This window comes from Segatella bryantii (assembly GCF_022024215.1).
GTDB classification, from domain to species: Bacteria; Bacteroidota; Bacteroidia; order Bacteroidales; family Bacteroidaceae; genus Prevotella; species Prevotella bryantii.
Genome location: NZ_CP091797.1, coordinates 120876 through 139099, shown reverse-complemented (window position 1 = coordinate 139099; position 18224 = coordinate 120876). Strand labels below are relative to the sequence as shown.

General features: G+C 38.8%; 14 protein-coding genes. All 14 read right to left on the bottom strand.

Annotated elements, in window-relative coordinates; all coding sequences use genetic code 11:
• Positions 1 to 29 precede the first annotated feature (29 nt).
• Positions 30 to 1439: a WG repeat-containing protein gene (locus tag L6471_RS00435; RefSeq protein WP_237796995.1), complete on the bottom strand. Its 1410-nt coding sequence runs from the start codon at positions 1437 to 1439 to the stop codon at positions 30 to 32.
• 139 nt (positions 1440 to 1578) lie between these two features.
• Positions 1579 to 2112, bottom strand: coding sequence for a hypothetical protein (locus L6471_RS00430; protein ID WP_237796994.1), 534 nt, complete (start codon positions 2110 to 2112; stop codon positions 1579 to 1581).
• Between the two features lie 232 nt (positions 2113 to 2344).
• Positions 2345 to 2923 carry a hypothetical protein gene (locus L6471_RS00425; protein ID WP_237796993.1) on the bottom strand — a complete coding sequence of 193 codons (579 nt, stop codon included), beginning with the start codon at positions 2921 to 2923 and terminating at the stop codon, positions 2345 to 2347.
• A gap of 89 nt (positions 2924 to 3012) precedes the next feature.
• Positions 3013 to 3216 carry an RHS repeat-associated core domain-containing protein gene (locus tag L6471_RS00420; protein ID WP_081456325.1) on the bottom strand — a complete coding sequence of 68 codons (204 nt, stop codon included), beginning with the start codon at positions 3214 to 3216 and terminating at the stop codon, positions 3013 to 3015.
• Between the two features lie 764 nt (positions 3217 to 3980).
• Entirely contained in the window at positions 3981 to 4247 is a 267-nt protein-coding gene (locus tag L6471_RS00415; protein WP_036929582.1) for a hypothetical protein, read from the bottom strand.
• Between the two features lie 161 nt (positions 4248 to 4408).
• Entirely contained in the window at positions 4409 to 5659 is a 1251-nt protein-coding gene (locus L6471_RS00410) for a hypothetical protein (RefSeq protein WP_237796992.1), read from the bottom strand.
• Between the two features lie 29 nt (positions 5660 to 5688).
• Positions 5689 to 6102, bottom strand: coding sequence for a hypothetical protein (locus L6471_RS00405; RefSeq protein ID WP_143031392.1), 414 nt, complete (start codon positions 6100 to 6102; stop codon positions 5689 to 5691).
• A gap of 184 nt (positions 6103 to 6286) precedes the next feature.
• The gene (locus tag L6471_RS00400; RefSeq protein ID WP_237796991.1) at positions 6287 to 7534 is read right to left on the bottom strand and encodes an RHS repeat-associated core domain-containing protein; all 1248 of its coding nucleotides are present in this window, start codon (positions 7532 to 7534) and stop codon (positions 6287 to 6289) included.
• 93 nt (positions 7535 to 7627) lie between these two features.
• Positions 7628 to 8200, bottom strand: a complete 573-nt coding sequence (locus tag L6471_RS00395) for an SH3 domain-containing protein (RefSeq protein WP_237796990.1) — start codon at positions 8198 to 8200, stop codon at positions 7628 to 7630.
• A 687-nt stretch (positions 8201 to 8887) separates the two neighbouring features.
• A complete protein-coding gene (locus L6471_RS00390; RefSeq protein WP_237796989.1) occupies positions 8888 to 10570 on the bottom strand; it encodes an endo-1,4-beta-xylanase in 1683 nt (560 codons plus the stop codon).
• An 8-nt stretch (positions 10571 to 10578) separates the two neighbouring features.
• A complete protein-coding gene (locus L6471_RS00385; RefSeq protein ID WP_237796988.1) occupies positions 10579 to 11616 on the bottom strand; it encodes a DUF5627 domain-containing protein in 1038 nt (345 codons plus the stop codon).
• Between the two features lie 39 nt (positions 11617 to 11655).
• The gene (locus L6471_RS00380; protein WP_027453842.1) at positions 11656 to 13437 is read right to left on the bottom strand and encodes a RagB/SusD family nutrient uptake outer membrane protein; all 1782 of its coding nucleotides are present in this window, start codon (positions 13435 to 13437) and stop codon (positions 11656 to 11658) included.
• Positions 13438 to 13448: 11 nt separating this feature from the next.
• Positions 13449 to 16250, bottom strand: a complete 2802-nt coding sequence (locus L6471_RS00375) for a SusC/RagA family TonB-linked outer membrane protein (protein WP_237796987.1) — start codon at positions 16248 to 16250, stop codon at positions 13449 to 13451.
• 43 nt (positions 16251 to 16293) lie between these two features.
• Entirely contained in the window at positions 16294 to 18222 is a 1929-nt protein-coding gene (locus tag L6471_RS00370) for a RagB/SusD family nutrient uptake outer membrane protein (protein WP_173652146.1), read from the bottom strand.
• Positions 18223 to 18224: the final 2 nt, after the last annotated feature.

The window sequence follows — 18224 nt, the reverse complement described above, 5'->3', positions numbered from 1 at the left end:
TTACCCAAATGATCCTTGACAATGACACGTCAATGCGTTATACAATCAACAACTAACCAACCAAACAAGCCTTTACTATAATAAACTTTACAAGTATTTATACCATCAAAGGAGTCATCACCGACATAATAGTAAATTGCAGAACCTTCAGAAGGACCAATCTTTAAGTGCATAATACGGGCATTTCTGGAAGTTATAGATAAAGACATAATATTTCCTACAGCCAATTCATATTGTTTACAACAATATTTATTTATTATAAAAATGGAATTAAAAAGAATGATCAAAATTATTGAAAGGAAAATATACCAGTTAATAATGATATTGCAAAATGGAAAATTTGCTTTGGTAGATACTTTGCGATAACCTTTCGTTTTCATAATTTTTACACCAACAAGCCATGAGAATGCCACAACTAAAAATATAACTAACAAATTAAGATGATTAAGCAGAAATGTATTATAGTAAGCATGATAGCCATGAATTAAAAAAAATACAATACCAATCAAATATATTATGAGACAAAAATAACTTTTAAAGCCACGACCTGATGGTAACCAAAAAGTAAAAAAAGTCTCGCTTGGATAGTGCAAGAAATCTATACAAGAATTACAAAAAATCCTATTAATTCTGACATGCTTAAGTAATTGATGAGATAATATAGATTTCAAAGTGTGAGCTTTCCTTCTAGGAATATAGATATAACTAATACTACTATCCATTTTCTCAAACTCTTCATTATTAATAATCGAAACCGTTGAAGGAAGACTTATAGCAATCTTTTTATTGTGTTCAGATTCTTCTAACAACAAACCGGCCCATCCTGCATTTATTTTAATAACCCCTTCTGCAAAAACTATCCTTTTAATATTAGATATTTGTGGTTTTAACTTGTAATCTGGGTCATTAGTCAATGAATATGAAAGATTTTGTACTCCACCTTTTACAAATACCACACCACTTTTTACAAAAGGAAATAACAACGTTTTCCCATCATATGAATATATGCCATTTTCATCATAACAAATCTTTTTATTTTTTCTATTGGAAATGTTAAATAGACGGTATTGTATCCCATTGTACAAAACATAACAATTATGATTCAACCGTATAATCTCTTTATACCATCTTTCCAGTAGTAATTCACCTTTTTGGTTAATGATATTCCATTTCTTATCTCTACAAACAGAACACATATTTTTACTGAAAACCCCTATCTTTTGATAAGAAAAAGGAATAATTACTGCAGAATTTTGATCTATGACACCCCATAATTTACCTTTCTTTACTGAAAATAAAAAAAGGTGTGCGCTCTCATTATAATCGAAACCGAGAATTGCATCATAGCAAGCAGGGATTATAATCCGTCCTTCTGCATTTACAATTCCCCAATGTCCATTTTTGAAGAACGAAGTTAGTTTTTTATTTAATGTACTCATATTATGTTTCAAGGACTTAATGCATTATACTAGAAAACATATATAGTTAGATTTGATAAGCACTATATCCAACAGAACGAAATTTTATCGAGAAATTTACAAACCAACATAATTAACTGAATGTTAACTAATTAGAAGTCTATTGAGACAGCATTACAGAACGCAAAGAATCAGCTCTTTCCTTATAATATTGCATTGGTTTCCAATCTTGGCGAGGAAGTTTATTATCTTTGAGAAGATTATATATTATATCTGCACAATTATAATGGCCTAAATCTGATCCTTTTCTAAGATAATAAAGTGCCAATTCTTTTATCTCAGTATTTTTACTATTAGCGAACATGTTGTTTTCTTTATATCCGAATAATAAACGATAAACCTCATAACATGCATACATATCATCATATTTCTCTGCCATAAGCAAATCATAGAATAAAATATCATATTGCTTTTGGGTTGGCAGACATAATTCATCATCAGGCAAACACAATGTAGATAATTCATCATAGGCATCATGATTACCATATTTTACAATTTGTTGCTTTAAACTATCTTCTATTAAAGAAGTTCTATTTGTACAAGAAATATCCTTCTTATAATTAAACATGAAAACAAAAGTTGTGCAAATTGCCCCTATTACTATTCCAATAAATATAAATAAAACTTTTTTCATCTTTTGTAAATTTTAGGTGTATTAAATAGCATTTCTCGTAATTTCTTTAAGAAGTTTTTAAATTTATCATTCGCATCAGGATCTATTGAGCCAGGTTGCCAATTAGAAGAATGTTTCTCTATTAGTTTTCCATTTTTATATGACAGCCATTTCCCATTATCGATAACTTCTTCAATAGAGAACGTAGACACATCTGATGTAACTTTTACATTCGAGACCACAAAGGTGGGGTCTACTGGCTACTTCTAATTTTATCTCTTAGTTCCATCGAAGAATAGAAATAAAATTTCGATTTGTTTTTCGACTTAAGTACGGCGTCAACGACTGCCAAAGAGTCTGCAACGGAAATATTATATATCTTTCTATCTCCTTGTACGTAGCCTACTCTTAACCCAGATAATAGTCGAGGAAAGCCTTCATCCAGATGAGTTGCGATGATACTATCGTTGCTATCAACATCATCAATCACAATTTTTATTGCTCTATGGGAATCTTTCTTCAATAACATTTTAAATGCAACAAAACGCACTGCCATAGATTTATGTTTTGTTGCCAATTCTGTCAGTTCCTCAACATTACAGTATTTAGCAATACTATCGCCATAAATCCATTGTTCGAACCTCGGATTCCTTTCGTCTGTCAGATAGTGTTCATCAAGCCAAACATGTTCAAAAGGACCACTCCTTATAGGTTCACATAAAACACATATGCTGTCAATACTATTGATCACTACGGGATTTGACAATCCATCCTTATCATTTTGGCATCCACATAATATGATAAAAAATAATATAAATAAGATTCTATACATAACCAATTTCGTTTGTTAATATGGTTTGGTTGAAGTTGGACTAACTGTGCGGCATTCTTTCGCAGTTCGCATTATTGCTATGGCCTCACCTATTGTTCCACCATGGGTTGATGACAATACACATACGGACTTATACTATAATATTTCCAACAGAGCGGATCTACAGACATGAATCTGCCCAATGAAGGGTCATACATGCGAGCTAAATAGTCATAAGTATCAAGACCTTTCGAACGGTCAAGTTCTTTGCCGTTATACCTCTCCTTAAAATCACCACGATTACCAGAATTTATATTTCCATCTTTTTGTTTTCATGATAATTCATTTGGCCATAATAGAATTAAGTTATACGATTTAATCAGATATATAAAAATAAGTGATTAATTTTCTTACAAAATTATATATAAACTAGATACATTGTTTATTTTTTTTAACTTTTTTAGTACTCAATAGGTAACTTTCATATTCGAGACCACAAAGGTGGTACAGGTTCTGCGCTGCTGTCAATGGATACACATCATAATCTGGAGGTCCCAGGTTCAAGCCCAGGCTGGTCCACAAATAGGTTTCAAGAGGACGTCAGACAATACGTCACTTTATCCTTGTTTTTATCCACATTCGCTTGACAGCCAAACCATATTTTGATAATCATCATTCTGTCATTTTCTGCTACAGAAACCGCTACACAAAAGCAGGCACTAAAAAAAATGTAGCAGTGAATGGAAAATGACTACCAAATTGACGGCATGCTCACACAAGGTATATTCGTGGGTGCAGTGTCCGATAACTTCGACGAACGAATCAAAAAAGATTCTATACTTAGTAATCTTATTAAGGGATAATATTCTGTAATAGCTATAAAATATAGCACTAATAATGACAGCTGGTTATTACTGTTGTAGGTATATAAGAAGCAATAGTCAGCGAGACACCCAATTGCCAACAGAGTCTTAGGACATAATGTGTAGGGACTTGCGAATGCTAATCCCCACACACCTGCTATTCATTACTACTTATGGGTAAGACATCAATTACATCAAATGCTACAAAGTATAAACTACCAGCTACAATTCCCGCAAAAAGCTAGTTTCCGTTGATTCTTGTTACGATCTTCCACAATAAGAATGCCTTTCACATTATAGAATTCACTATCACCTTTGCTTTGTGTATGGTTGATTGTCACTTTTAAAGTAAACCTTTTATTCTTGTACCAAAATACGTCTTTCCGATTGGATACAAGAGTAAACTCTTCTAGACGACGATTAATCACCATGTAGGCCGTGGTTGCAAGGTCATTCACCATTATGTAGCTTTTATTTCGCATTTTGTTTGGATACTTATAAAAGACACAACATCCACCATCTATCACTGATGGTATAGAGTCGAAGCTTCCTATTTCAATGCTGACATTCGATTTTACCTCTGCAAAAGATGTGAGAGAATATAGTATTGAAAAACAAGTAATTATAGATAACTTTAAAGTATTCATTTTTTGTATTCGAATAAACGGTTATGGAAGTTCTTCTTGGTTACAGTCCGTCTGTCATAGAGCTTTTTTGCACGGATTTCATCCATTGAATATTTTTTTGCTATATTCCACTTAATGGTATAAAGGTAACAAGTGTCATAGTGACTATATATATATGGGTCAATATAGATAGTTGAATCTGGTAACGCAAAACTGCCGATGATAGCTTTATTAAATGCAATATCTACCTCGTCTGTATCATTCGGCGAAACGACATCCGCAGCTTGCTTACCCCAAAATTGCCAGTTAACAAGAGTGTCTGCCTCCGATAACTCTATTAATAAGGTGTCTTTTGTACAGTTCTTTATATAGAGGGTGGTTTTTCTGTCCATAATACAAGAACTAAATATATCTAAAATCAATAACATCAAAACTATTTTTACCACTATCGATATTTTTTTCATGTGCAATATATTAAAAAAGTTATTACAATTCATCGCACTTTCTTTAGCAATGACTTCATAATAAAAATCTATTCCTACTTTTCGATACTGGAGGACATGGCCGAACTCGTGTTGCATCATTACGAGTCCATTTATTTGGCTACTAGAGAATACGCCCTCACCAGCGAATATGCCTATGTCAGGTAGTGTGAAAGCTGCATATTCACCACTTGATAGTGAACCTAGATACTTACTTTCAAAAACTCTTTGACCTTCGAATCTTCCGACGTATTTTGCTTTAATCTTATCTCCGATTTTAAATTCTTTTGGCTTACATCCTTGATAGGCCATGGCTCCTTTCGCCAATCCTGCAGCTCCAGTCCAGAAGTTACCTCCTGCCATGGCAACGTTCACTCCTGATGCTAATCCTGCACCGACAGCTCCGGCAACTGCACCAGTGGCGAAGTAGCCGAGTCCCTTCGCATTAAGCCGGAATCCATGTGACGCCCAATTGAAGACTCCTCCAATAGCAGCACCTATGATAAGGTTCCAAAAATCCCCACTCGGATCCGTGTATTTCAGCGGATTGTTCAAACGCAAGCCTATGGTATTGAGCGTTACCGTCTGCTTGCCCCACGCATCGTAGGAGGCATCGAAAACCTTTGTACCATTTTCATCCGTAACGGAAAGGATGCTCCCTAAATTGTCCGTGAAGGCAAGATAATATTTCACCGTGCCGCTATCTCTAATGACAATAGCCATATATCTATCATTCTTCGTATTACGATTACCTAAGTACGCCAAAATCTGAGGCATCTTTGCCACATTGATACTTGTACATTCCAAAAGGCTGCCTAATGTGAATTTGATGACATACCTACAGGCCTGTACTCGAAGAGGCGATCATGGAAATCTTTCTTGGTTACAACCTGTCGGTCATAGAGTTTTCTCTCACGGATTTTATCTAATGTATAACGTTCAATTATCTGCTTTTTTATAGCATATATGTAACAGGTATCTTTAGTGTCAAATGAGTATGGACTTACGAGCACGGTTGAGTCTGGCAATGCATAGAAACGATTATCTATGACTACTTTTTTGTTATTGATATATATCTCGGTTGTGTCTGTAGGCCAAGTTGGAGGCATCAAATCATTCGAATCCTCGCACCAATATATTAAATCACCAAGAGAATCTGACTCTGAAAGTTCGATATAAAGAGTATCATTTGAACTATTCCTTATACCAAATGAAGTTATTCTGTCCATAACGCAGGAAGTGAGCATACATGTACAAAAAACAAGAAATACGAAAGATTGTTGTTTATTAATTTTCTTTATTATTTTATTCATAATTTTCTGGCTTAATAAGCCCAAATCGGTCTATTTGAGATTAAAAGAATAGTTTCTATTAATTATTTCTGACCAATTTGGGCTAAATCCTATTACATCGTCAAATACGGAGACCTTTCCAACCAAATTTTATAAATTTAAGCAATCTGCTAGGATCCTTTGAGGGATAATAGAACTGCCAATTCTTTCGTGAAAGTGTTTCAACTCCAAGCCATTCAGCGCCAAAGTAATTCTTAGATAAATAGTTAGCCCAAGTCTCCGTCCAATATGTACTATGTGTATTTGTACCAAACAATTTGTCATATCCGCAATTTAATAAGCTTTCTTTAGCAATGACATCATAATAATCAATGGCACCAACTTTCCTGTATTGAAGGACATGACCAAATTCATGCTGCAACATAGCCAATCCTCCTTTTTTCCCACTGGAAAAAACTCCATCGCCTACCACAATACCTTGATCGGGAAGTGTAAAACCTGCATAATTACCACTTGCATATGTTCCAAGTTGCTTACTTTCATAAACATATTGTCCCTCAAACATTCCCTTATATTTGACATCAATTATATCGCCAATTTTGAAATCAGACGGAGCACCTTCTGTACAGGCCATAGCACCTGTTGTATTAAAACTCGCCTTGCCAGTCCAGAAGTTTGTGCCTTTATCTAAAGCATCAAGTCCACCAATTAGGCCTCCAGCAATACCACCTTCCAAAGCTCCTAAGCTTCCAGAACCTAAGCCAGCGAGAAGACCTTTCCCAAAACTGTGTCCATCAACCCATGAATTACCTGCACCGTAAATAAAGCCACCAGCAAACCCAGCGCTTGCACCCGAAGCAGCACCAGCAAGGAATCCTGTAGAAGCTATTCCTTTGGCTAATCCTGCTGCTCCAGTCCAGAAATTACCTCCTGCCATGGCAACGTTCACTCCTGATGCTAATCCTGCACCGACAGCTCCGGCAACTGCACCAGTGGCGAAGTAGCCGAGTCCCTTCGCATTAAGCTGGAATCCATGTGACGCCCAATTGAAGACTCCTCCAATAGCAGCACCTATGATAAGGTTCCAAAAATCCCCACTCGGATCCGTGTATTTCAGCGGATTATTCAAACAATAGCTGTAGCGGTTGAAGTTCTGGCTGTTGTCCGGCATCTGAACATAGTTGTCAGGGCTGAAGAAGCGGCCGAGGACAGGGTCATACAGCCGCCCGTTCATGTTGATGATGTCAAACTCCATGAGCATCTCGTGTCCCGTGTAGCCACGGTGCAAGCCTATGGTATTTAGCGTAACAGTCTGTCTGCCCCACACATCGTAGGAGGCATCGAAGACCTTCGTGCCGTTCTCATCCATAACGCAGAGGATGCTCCCTAAATTGTCCGTGAGAACACAAAAATTTTAGAACATCGAGGATGGCTCTGATTTGTCCATCCTCGATGTTGTTATTCAATATGCCTCGCAGTTCATCTCGTGTTCTATCTTTTCCTTTATCTTGGTGCTACATTTTCGATAAGGAAGAATTTTGTCCTTGTAAACATAGCCGACACATTTTCCACCATCTTTCAGATATACCTTCCACCAATTGCTTTTGGATGAAGGTGTATATAAGAATATCTGGTCTTTCGTAATTTGAGTTACAACTTTAGACTTCGCACTTTTTTTACTTCTGACATTCACGTAGCCGTCAGGATCATTGATACCAGCTCCGCATTTCAGATAATCCCCCTTAGCAGCAAGACTTTCGCCCTCAGTATCATATATTTGTACTATTTCATAATCGTACGTGTTTTCGTTTTCTCCTGCATAATCAGACCATAATTCATAGTAGAGAGAACTGCCATCGTTAAACTTTAATTCCAAAATTGAACTAAGATTATATCCAAAAGAATATGTTTCCTTGCTTTTTATCATGGAAAAAAAATCATCTTTGCTCTTATCGAAACAGAGGTCTTTTAAAGCATAAATATTCCCTCCAACACTAATGGTTTTTATTCCTTTTTCCTTATGCTGTTTATACATTTTGCAGTAAATACTATTCACATAGCCAATATAATCGGCCTGGGCATGACAAAAAAAGCAGATCCATTGAAAGCCCCAAAACAATAACAATCTCTTCATCATAAAAAATAAATTTATTTATCGACCAGATATAATTACATTTAAAGGTATGTTTCCTTTTAAATCAAGTGTGTTACGTATAAGATCTCTTGCACGTCTCAACACTTCATTTGGCCATAATTGAATTAAGTTATACGACTTAATCAGTTATATAAAAATAAGTGATTAATTTTCTTGCAAAATTATATATAAACTAGATACATTGTTTATTTTTTTAACCTCTTTTATCATTAAATAGTTACAGAATATTTAGTCCCCTACAGTAGGAGTAGTAACACATGCCAATTATTGTATTTGACTAGTATATACATCATTTCGAAAGCCTGTTCGTAAAAGACACGTCATATTCGACTTTAATTTGTGTTGGAAACCAACGAAATCATATTTGGTATATACGGCTAACTTTTTATAAATAGATCTTCAACTCTTTAAACACACAACTTTTTATTTTAATACCACAAAAGTCGATAGACTTTCTTTTTCATGTTTTTCATTATTACATTTGTCGTAACAAAAATTTCGCTAGTGATAATTGTAATCACTAGCGAAACTTTTATAAAGAATTTATTGATAATAATAAGATTCTTCTTACTCCTGTTTCAAACCTTCACAGAAGCCTACATAAGCAGGTTTACGTACCCAATTTGCATCCCAAAGACCGATAGGTTCATCAGCTCTCCAGCCACTACCTTTAGGACTATCCTGAAGACCCCAGTTACAAATACCATACTGCTGGTTAACAGGAATGATTTCAAAGTACTTCGATACAATAAACTTGTAGTATTGAGCCATCAACTGTTGCTGTTCTTCAGTAACGTCAGCAGTATTAATGGTATTACCTTCTGCATCTGCGATACCCATGTCGAGCTCAGAGATACGCACCAACTTACCTGTTGCTGCCATCATCTTCAGATGGTTTACATAAGCTTCCTCGTTAGCAGCCTGAGTTTTAGGATTCATGCTATAAGTAACGTGCATCTGACTACCTATACCATCAATTTTGGTAACACCATCGCTTTCCCAATATTTTATCATATCGATAAGACCCTGAAGTTTAGCATTCTTATTATAAGCAGCTTCAAGATTATAATCGTTGATAAACAGTTTCAACTGTACCGAATCGCTGGCAGCCTTACGAGCCAACTTCACAGCTAAACGGGCATAATCTTTACCAAGATGATCTTGCCAGAAGAAACACTTCTTAGGATCACCATCACGACCAGCGGTCTTAAGTTCTGCAGGAGCGGCATCACTCATAGGCTCATTTACGACATCCCAAGCCTTAACTTTACCATTACAAGCCTTCATCATGCCAGAGATAAAGTTATTGAGTGCCCAAGTAAGAGTATCTTTCTTCACTTCTTCGGTCATACCACCGCCACCACCTTCTTGGTCTGGGTCGGCTACCGTCTTGATTTCGTATTCATGCCAAGAAGGCTTGGTCCAACCGTCTGCATTTTCCTCAAAAGTACCATTGGCTATCAAGTTATTTCCATCTGGATCGAGTAGTTGTACATCATCCATCCAAATATCACCACCAAGAGTACCCAACTCGAAACGAAGTTGCTTCAAAGCACTCTTAGCCTCGAAAGCCTGCGCAACAGTAGTCCACTCTGTAGTAGACTTGAATGAAGGAGTTGGCCAATACTGAGTAGCATCACCCTGAGGCCATACCGTTACATCACAAGCAGCAGAAGTTTTTACACGCAACTTTAAGGTGTAAGTTTTGCCGCTCTGTAATTCAGTAGTAGGATTAACATATAGCTCACGATCCCAGTTGTTGGCTTTAGGTTCGCCCATGTGGATATAAAGCACATGCTTAGTAGCATTAGGGTCTGTTATAAGGCTATTCAGATAAGCTACCTGCTGCTGAGAGTGCCAACAGAGAGTATGACCGAAAACAGTAAGACCTGCATTTGTAGCATTATTCACAAAAGACTCTACCGTAGCAGTATTCAAGGTACCATCTGAACCAACAACAGAAGCATACTTAAACGCATTACCTGTTACCACTTCATCATAGTTAGCTTTAGCCAGCGAATAAAGCTGACCTACTTGGTTAAACTGTTCTGCATTAACGGCACCGGCCATTACAAACTGAGGATATTTATCACGGTTAACATAGCTCTTCAACGTACCATATGAATTGATTTCGTCTTGAGCGATAACCTCAGCAGGCTCATCCGTTGTGAAACCAGGAATATCCTGGTCTGCACAAGCTGTAAGAGAGAGTCCTGCTGCAACGTATAATAAAGAATTTAATACTTTCATTGTAATGATTATTTGGTTGTTGTGAATTCACGCAAGTGATTGCCACGAGAAATCAGAACTAGTTTCTCGTTGTAGTTCTTAGTTACTTCACGAGTTACTTTCTTCTGAGTGGCTTCATCATAATCTTCATAGCTGTAAATAACATCAAAATTTACTTCGATAAGATCACGTTCTCTGTCACCCCAAGCCACGCTATGGTCAACTTTTGAACCATTTTTGACAAACTTACCGGTGCCCTTGATTTTGCAGTCAGCACTATTAGTAGAGAAGGTTATGTTACCATCAGCACCAATCGTCAGAATAGCATTGCCATCAAGTGTCTTAGATACAGTCTGAAGTTTACCATCTTTGTAAACAGGTTCACCATTAGCATTAAACTCTGCAGTTGTAACCGTCTCGCTATGTGCATAGTTTACTGAATTCATATCATAACAGGTAAGCATGCTCTTAGACGTATTGTCAGCGGTATTGAGCCAAATGCCAGAATACGGATTCTTATATTCTACTGCATAAAGGGTATAGTTCTTATTTTCTAAAATGGTATCATTACCTGCCTCAAGAATACGAACAGGAATAACGTAAGTAACATAAGCAGACTTCAAATCGTTGAAGAAAGCATCGTTCAGTTTTACATTAACAACACCACGAACCTTACCTGCAGGAATAACGACATCTGTTGTCTCTAGAGAATAGTAATCAGAAGGCATTGCTACAACAGGTTTACCTGTATTCACAAATTTTTCACCTTCAATCTGATTAAATTTGAGATTATCTACCAAACTGTTATCAACAGCTATTTTCACATGACGATCGACTTTGTTAGACCAAACACCACCGAGCACCACTTGAAGCTGGCACATGTGTGCATTATCAAGTTCATTAGGGAATGCATCGTCCTCGCCTAAAGTAATGGTACGAATTGGTGTCTGCTTAGCAAAATACACAGACTGGTAATCAAAATCGGCGAACTCTACATCACCGTTCTTGCAAGAAGAAGCAAGAACGAGTGAACAGAGAGATAATATTGCAAAAAAGATCTTTTTCATCTTTGTTATCTTATTAAAATCAATTATTGTATCAGAGAATTACTTCCAATCCTTATTCTGTGTAAGCTCACTAAACTTCAAGCACTCAGTGTAAGGAATTGGACCATAATACATATAGTCAGCAAAGTTTCTCTTCTCTACTTCTACCTTATTATAGGTAGCTGAACCGTCAGCATTGATAACCTTACGGATACCCATAGCAGGTTCATTGATAGGAGCCTTCCAGCGACGAAGATCCCAGAAGCGGAAACCTTCAAAAGAAAGTTCGATACGACGCTCGTTGCGTATAAGCTGTCGCATAGCCTCTTTATTGCCCTTGATACTCTCGAGATAATCATTACCTACACCAGCACGATCGTGAAGTGCCTTGATGATATCATAAGCACTATAACCATGACCACCCTTGCCCTCTGGACCAAAAGCTTCGTTAGCAGCCTCAGCATAGTTCAAGAAGATCTCTGTGTAGCGGATACGTGGAGTATAATGATCCTGCTTAGTATTCACATTAGGCTCAAGGTTGATATCCTGGCGGAGCAACTTACGCATATAGTAACCGGTACGTGTAGAAGTACCCTGTTCATAGTCGATGCCATCATAAAGACCACCTACATGTGTATAGATTTCCTTATCACCAGAACCAACTTTAGAAGAATCGAGAACTACAAATGCTGCCAAACGAGGGTCACGGCCATCATATGGATGAGCAGGATCGAAACCACTCTTGGCATCAGTAATAGCATAACCGTTAGCCATAGGGAAAGCATCTACGAAGTTCTGAGTTGGGTTGATACGACCTTTACCCTGCAAAGAAGGTGGATAATTATCTTTTTCCCAGTCGTTGTTGCTAGATTTCTGACCACGCCAAAGTATTTCCTTAGGATTGATACCATCCTTCAATCCATTGATTTCAGCTGTATTAGAGAACCAGTGCCAACCTGTTGGATCCATACCTGCAAGACCACCATTAGCATCGAGAACCTCAGCAGCATAGTCAGCAGCTGCTTTGTAATCAGTGCCACTTTGGTCAGCATAAGCAGGACTTGCTGCAAGAAGAGCAGCCTTACTGCGGAAAGCCTTAACGATAGTACCATCCATACGACCATTAAACTTACCACCGAAGACACGGTTAAGTGTGCTCACGTCAGCACCCATCTGCTTATACAAAGCTGGTATTTCGTTAACAGAAGAGATATCGCTATAACGCATAGGCAACAAAGCTAAAGCGCTATCACAGTCCGCATAGAATGCCTTCATACATTCTGCAAATGTTGCACGAGGCATATTAAACTGTGAATTGACATCCTCAGGAGTAGTTACAATAGGTACACCAAGAAGAGTACCCTTTGCATCATAACCACCATGAGCTTGGAGCAAGTAGTACATAAACATGGCACGAAGTGCATAAGCCTCACCACGTTCACGTGCTGCATACAATTTAGAAGCCACCTTATCTTCTGCCCAACGCACTTGGTCTACGCGGCTCAAGAAGAGATTCATATACATAATACCTGAACGACAATCACGCCAACGTTCAGCAGGATTATTGTCAGCAGCCCAAGTACCTGACGTAATCTTACGCCAGTTGTTGGTATTATCATTGCTGACTGCATCGTCTGTAGCCACCTCATTAAAAGGGAAGCTTCCGCATGGTATACGTGTATAACCATTACCGAGCACACCCTCTGCGTAAGAAGCATTCTGGTTCATATAATCTAAACCGAGGTTATTCTCGATAGCTGGAGAAAACATATCATCGCAAGAGCTTAAGCCCAGGGTGACAGCTCCAAGAATGCAGAGATATTTTAGTTTATTTGTTTTCATTGTTTTTCGCATTAGAAATTAACTTTTACACCTAAGTTGTATGAACGTGTCTGAGGTGCTGAGCCTACGCTAGTTTCCATATACTTACGCTCTTTAGCGATAGTAAGCAGGCTATTACCACTAACATACACACTCAAGCCATTGATCCACTTACCAGCAAACATATTGGCAGGGAAATCATAGGTGAACTGTACCTTGTTCAGACGAAGTGCACTTGTCTTGTATGTCCAGAAGTCTGAATCAACGAAACTCAAGTCGTTATTAGAAGCTGTAAGACGTGGGTAAGTAGCAGAGTTTGCTGTTTCTGGAGTCCAACGACCGAGTGCCATATCACTGTACTTGCGCTCGCCATAGCACCATGCATATTCGTTGTTCTTCAGACCCATACCGCCAAAGTCGCCTGTCCAGTTCATGAAGAATGTAAAGCCTTTATACTTAGCTGTGAAGTGGAAGCCAAGATAGAAGTCTGGATTCCAGTGACCTAATACCACACGGTCTTTGCTGTCAATCTTACCATCTTTATTCTGGTCTTTATATTTTAAGTCACCAGGCTTGGTCTTGTCGTTAACAGTAGCATTTGCTGCAATATCAGCTTCATCAGCGAAGAAGCCTAAGCACTGATAGCCACGGATAGCATCGATACGAGCTCCCTCTGATTTCTGCCAATCGTATTCTACCAACTCACTTACACGACTATTCTTATTAGTAACATACATGCCTGTTACACCTGCCTGCAAGTCAACTTCACCAAGATTTTTGTGGAAGTCTACAGTAAAGTCGAAACCACTACGATTCTGGATGTTGTAGTTATAGTTAGGCAAGAAGGTAGAAACTGGCCAGTATGTATGATAGTAACTTGGGAAGTTAGCTTCTGGAGTAATAACCAAACCATCAAACTTCACATTGAAGTAGTTAGCATTAAGCTTAACCAGACCTTTACCAAAGCTAGCATCGAGACCGAAGCGGAACTCTTTACGCTTGATAAAGCCGAGATCTACATTCTCACCACGCTGAGAATCAGATGTCTGCATGGCATTAGCACTCTCAGACCATCCCCACCATGTACCTGTTGCGGTGAAGATATCATCATACATATAGTATTTTTCGAGATCGAGGTCTTCATTCACTACACCATAAGAAGCCGTCAATTTCAAATCGTCTAACCAGCCCTTAGTTCCTTCCATGAATTTTTCCTCGCTTAAGCGCCAACCCAATGTTCCTACTGGAGAGATTGCACCACGATGACCTTCAGCCAACTTGGCTGAGTGTACAGCAGCCATACTTAAATCAGCATAATAGCGATGAGCATAGTTATAATTCAAGTTCAAGCCTAAGTTAGCATTGCTGGTATGGTGATATTCTCCATCATTGCTGAGCTGATAAGCATGAGCCAACAAAGTAGCACCTACAGCATGCTGGTTGAACTGACGAGCCCAATCGAACTGACCAGAGAAGAAGATAGTCTGCTTATCATGACTGTCGCTCACGTTCTGATTAGCCGTAAACTTATCAATCATTTTCTTTTCCAAAGAGATGATCTCATCGTAACCATTCTGATTAGACCATGTAGGAATATAGTAAGCATATTCATTCTGGATACTAGCATTGTAGCTCGTGTTATAGTCGATAGCTACCTGAGTAGTAAAGCTCAAGCCCTTGAGTACCTTATTGAGATCGAACTTAATACCAGCATCAAACTGCAACTGACGGCTTGTATAAGTATTATAACCAGCAGCATACATATCAGCAAATGGGTTAGACTGGTCAGTTAGCGTACCTCCAATAAGATACTGTCCGTCGATAACATTACTACTGTTACGAATCATCTTCATCATGTCAACAACATCAGGATTCATCATGCTGATAGGGAGCAATGGTGACAGTGCATTCTTAGATGTAGGACGCAATGTTGCTGACTTTGACCAATAATTAGAACGGTCGCCACGGAGATCATAGAAACTTGCAGAAGAGTTAACCCAACCCGTAATCCAATCGTTCAGACGTAGGTCGATATTACCACGGAAGTTCAAACGGTTAGTATGATTGTCTTTACCCTCACCAAAGTTGATTAGGTCGCCCTGATGATAAAAACCTACCTGAGCATAGAAGTGAGCATACTTGCCACCACCTTCGAATTCAGCCTGACCCTCGTAACGAGTATAACTCTTTTTCAGATAATCCTTAGAGAAGAAATCATTGCTATGATAACGATAAGGATTTCGGCCAGAAGCAAAGTTGTAGATATCTGTATCGGTAAACGCTGGTTTATCACCATCATTAACCAAAGACTCATTATAAAGACTCATATACTGAGCTGCACCAAGGAAAGTAGGATACTCCTTAGGAGTAAACAAGCTGACGTTACCACGTACACTTACCTTCAAGCCATCAGCATGTCCACGCTTTGTAGTAATAAGTACAGCACCCTTAGCTGCGCGAGAGCCATAGAGGACGACAGCAGAAGCTGACTTCAGGAAAGTTATCTGATCTATCTCAGAAGGGTTTACATTATTGGCATCACGAGGAACACCGTCTACCAGTATCAGTGCTTCGCCCATATTCCAGAGCTGTCCGTTATAGCCACCGGCATAAGCCTGAAGAGCATCCAGACTATACGTATTATAGTTTTTCTGGGTCAGATCTTTCATATCAACAGCAGAAATACCACCCAGCAGTTCTGATTTAGCTTTGGAACCGAAAGCTACTTTAACCTCAGCAGTATCAGCAACGGTCTGAGCGTTAGCTGAAACTGAAGCTATAGCTGCCAGTGAAAAAGCCATAACAGATTTCGTATATTTTTTAGGTTGCTTCATTAGTATTGTAATATTGAAGTTGTATTGTTAGATAAAGTTTGATTTACCATCCTGGGTTCTGTTTGAACTCTGGATAAATGCTGCAATCACTGATCTTAAGTGGTAACCAGTAATGCTTCTCTGTGAAGTTACGTACAAGGATAGTCTTCTCCTTGAATCCTGATACTTCGTTGTTCTCTGGATGTTCTGGATCACATTTTACGCGTTCGAACTCTTGAGAAGTCTTGATATTATAAGGAGCCTTATCAAGGAGCAACCAGCGACGAAGGTCGTTGAAGCGGTGACCCTCCCAAGAGAGTTCTACTGCACGCTCACGACGAAGTTCACTCATAAACTTGTCTAATGTAGCTGTATTCTTGGCAGCCAGATCTGCAACACCAGCACGCTCACGAACTTTATTGACAGCCTGGATAGCAGTAAGAGGAGCCTTATCAGAAGCATTAGGATTACCGGTAGCTTCAGCTACTGCCTCGGCATACATAAGGTATACATCGCTCAAGCGCATCCATGGTAAATGGATATTGAAATGCTGAGCCCAACCATAACCCTGGTCTACCTTGTTACAGCTATTGTCGATAAACTTATAAAGCAAATAACCTGTACGGCTACCCTTTTCTTCGTTTCTCCAACGACCACCAGTCTGCAAGTCTGCATAACGAATAGAATTCATTGGATTTGCAGCGATAGCAGCCTTAGAAGCTGCATCTGATTCCTGAGAAATATCACCCTTAATCAGCTTCTCACCGTCAAAACGGATATCATTGTAGAAACGTGGGTCACGACCCTTCCAAGGATGAGTCTTATCAAAACCAGATTCTGGGTCATCAAGTGGAAGACCATTAGCCATACCATAATAGTTAACATAGTTGGCTGTTGGCAAAGTAAGTACACCACCATCATTCATATCGGCATTACAAGCAAAGAACTGCTTACTCAAACCCCAGTTTGTACCGTTGAAGTCGCCATAATCAGGACCACGGAAGATCGCCTCTGTCACGGTACCGTCTACACTCTGACCAGGAACCTTACCATCTTGACCCATGGTATAGAAGTTATTGCTATACTCCTTAAAATTAAGCAGACCAAACTGAGTAGCACCACTTTCTACCAAAGCGAGCAATTCACCAAAAGCATCAGCTGCCTTCTGACAATACTCCTTATTATATGATGCATTACCCGTAACGGTCTTATTCATCAATGGGCTACCTGCATAAAGCAAGTCTTTGCCTAAATAAGCCAAAGCTGCAATCTTGGTAACACGCAACTGGTTTTTACCCTTACTGTTAGAACCTACCTTAGTATTATCCCAGTCAATAGGGAGCAGATCAGCAGCCTTGCGGAAATCTGCAGCAGCTTTATCAGCACACACATTATAAGCCAAACGTGGCTCATGGAATTCCTCATCAGCAGGCAAAACTCGATCGATATAAGGCATGCCGCCAAAGTATTTCATCAACTGGAAATGGAACCAGCCACGGAAGAAATAAAGCTGACCCAACAAGAGATTTTTCTCTTCTTCGGTACCTACAAAGTAGTCAATATTAGCCAAACCGAGGTTAGCTTTACGGATACCATACCAGCAACCAGGAACGAGAGAATGAGCAAAACGGTCACCATTCGTATCGAAAGAATTACGATCCATGAAACCACTCTGCCAACCATCATGGCTGCTCTGCCATCCCCAGAAGTCACCCTGGTCAATCTTATATACCATGTGGTAGTCGATACCTACATTCTGGATTTCATCTTCACCCCAGTTCCAAGAGTTTGTCCAGTAACCCTTCTCAAACTCAGGGATACAGTTATAAAGTTCTTCGGTAAATCCCTCAAAGTTAGTGAAGTCCTTGAAAGCTTCAGTTTCTGAGATATCACTATCTGGAGCTTTATCAAGATAGGATGTACAACTGGTCATACCTGCTGTTACAAGCAGAGAGCTGTACATGACAACGATATATTGGTTTAACTTTTTCATTA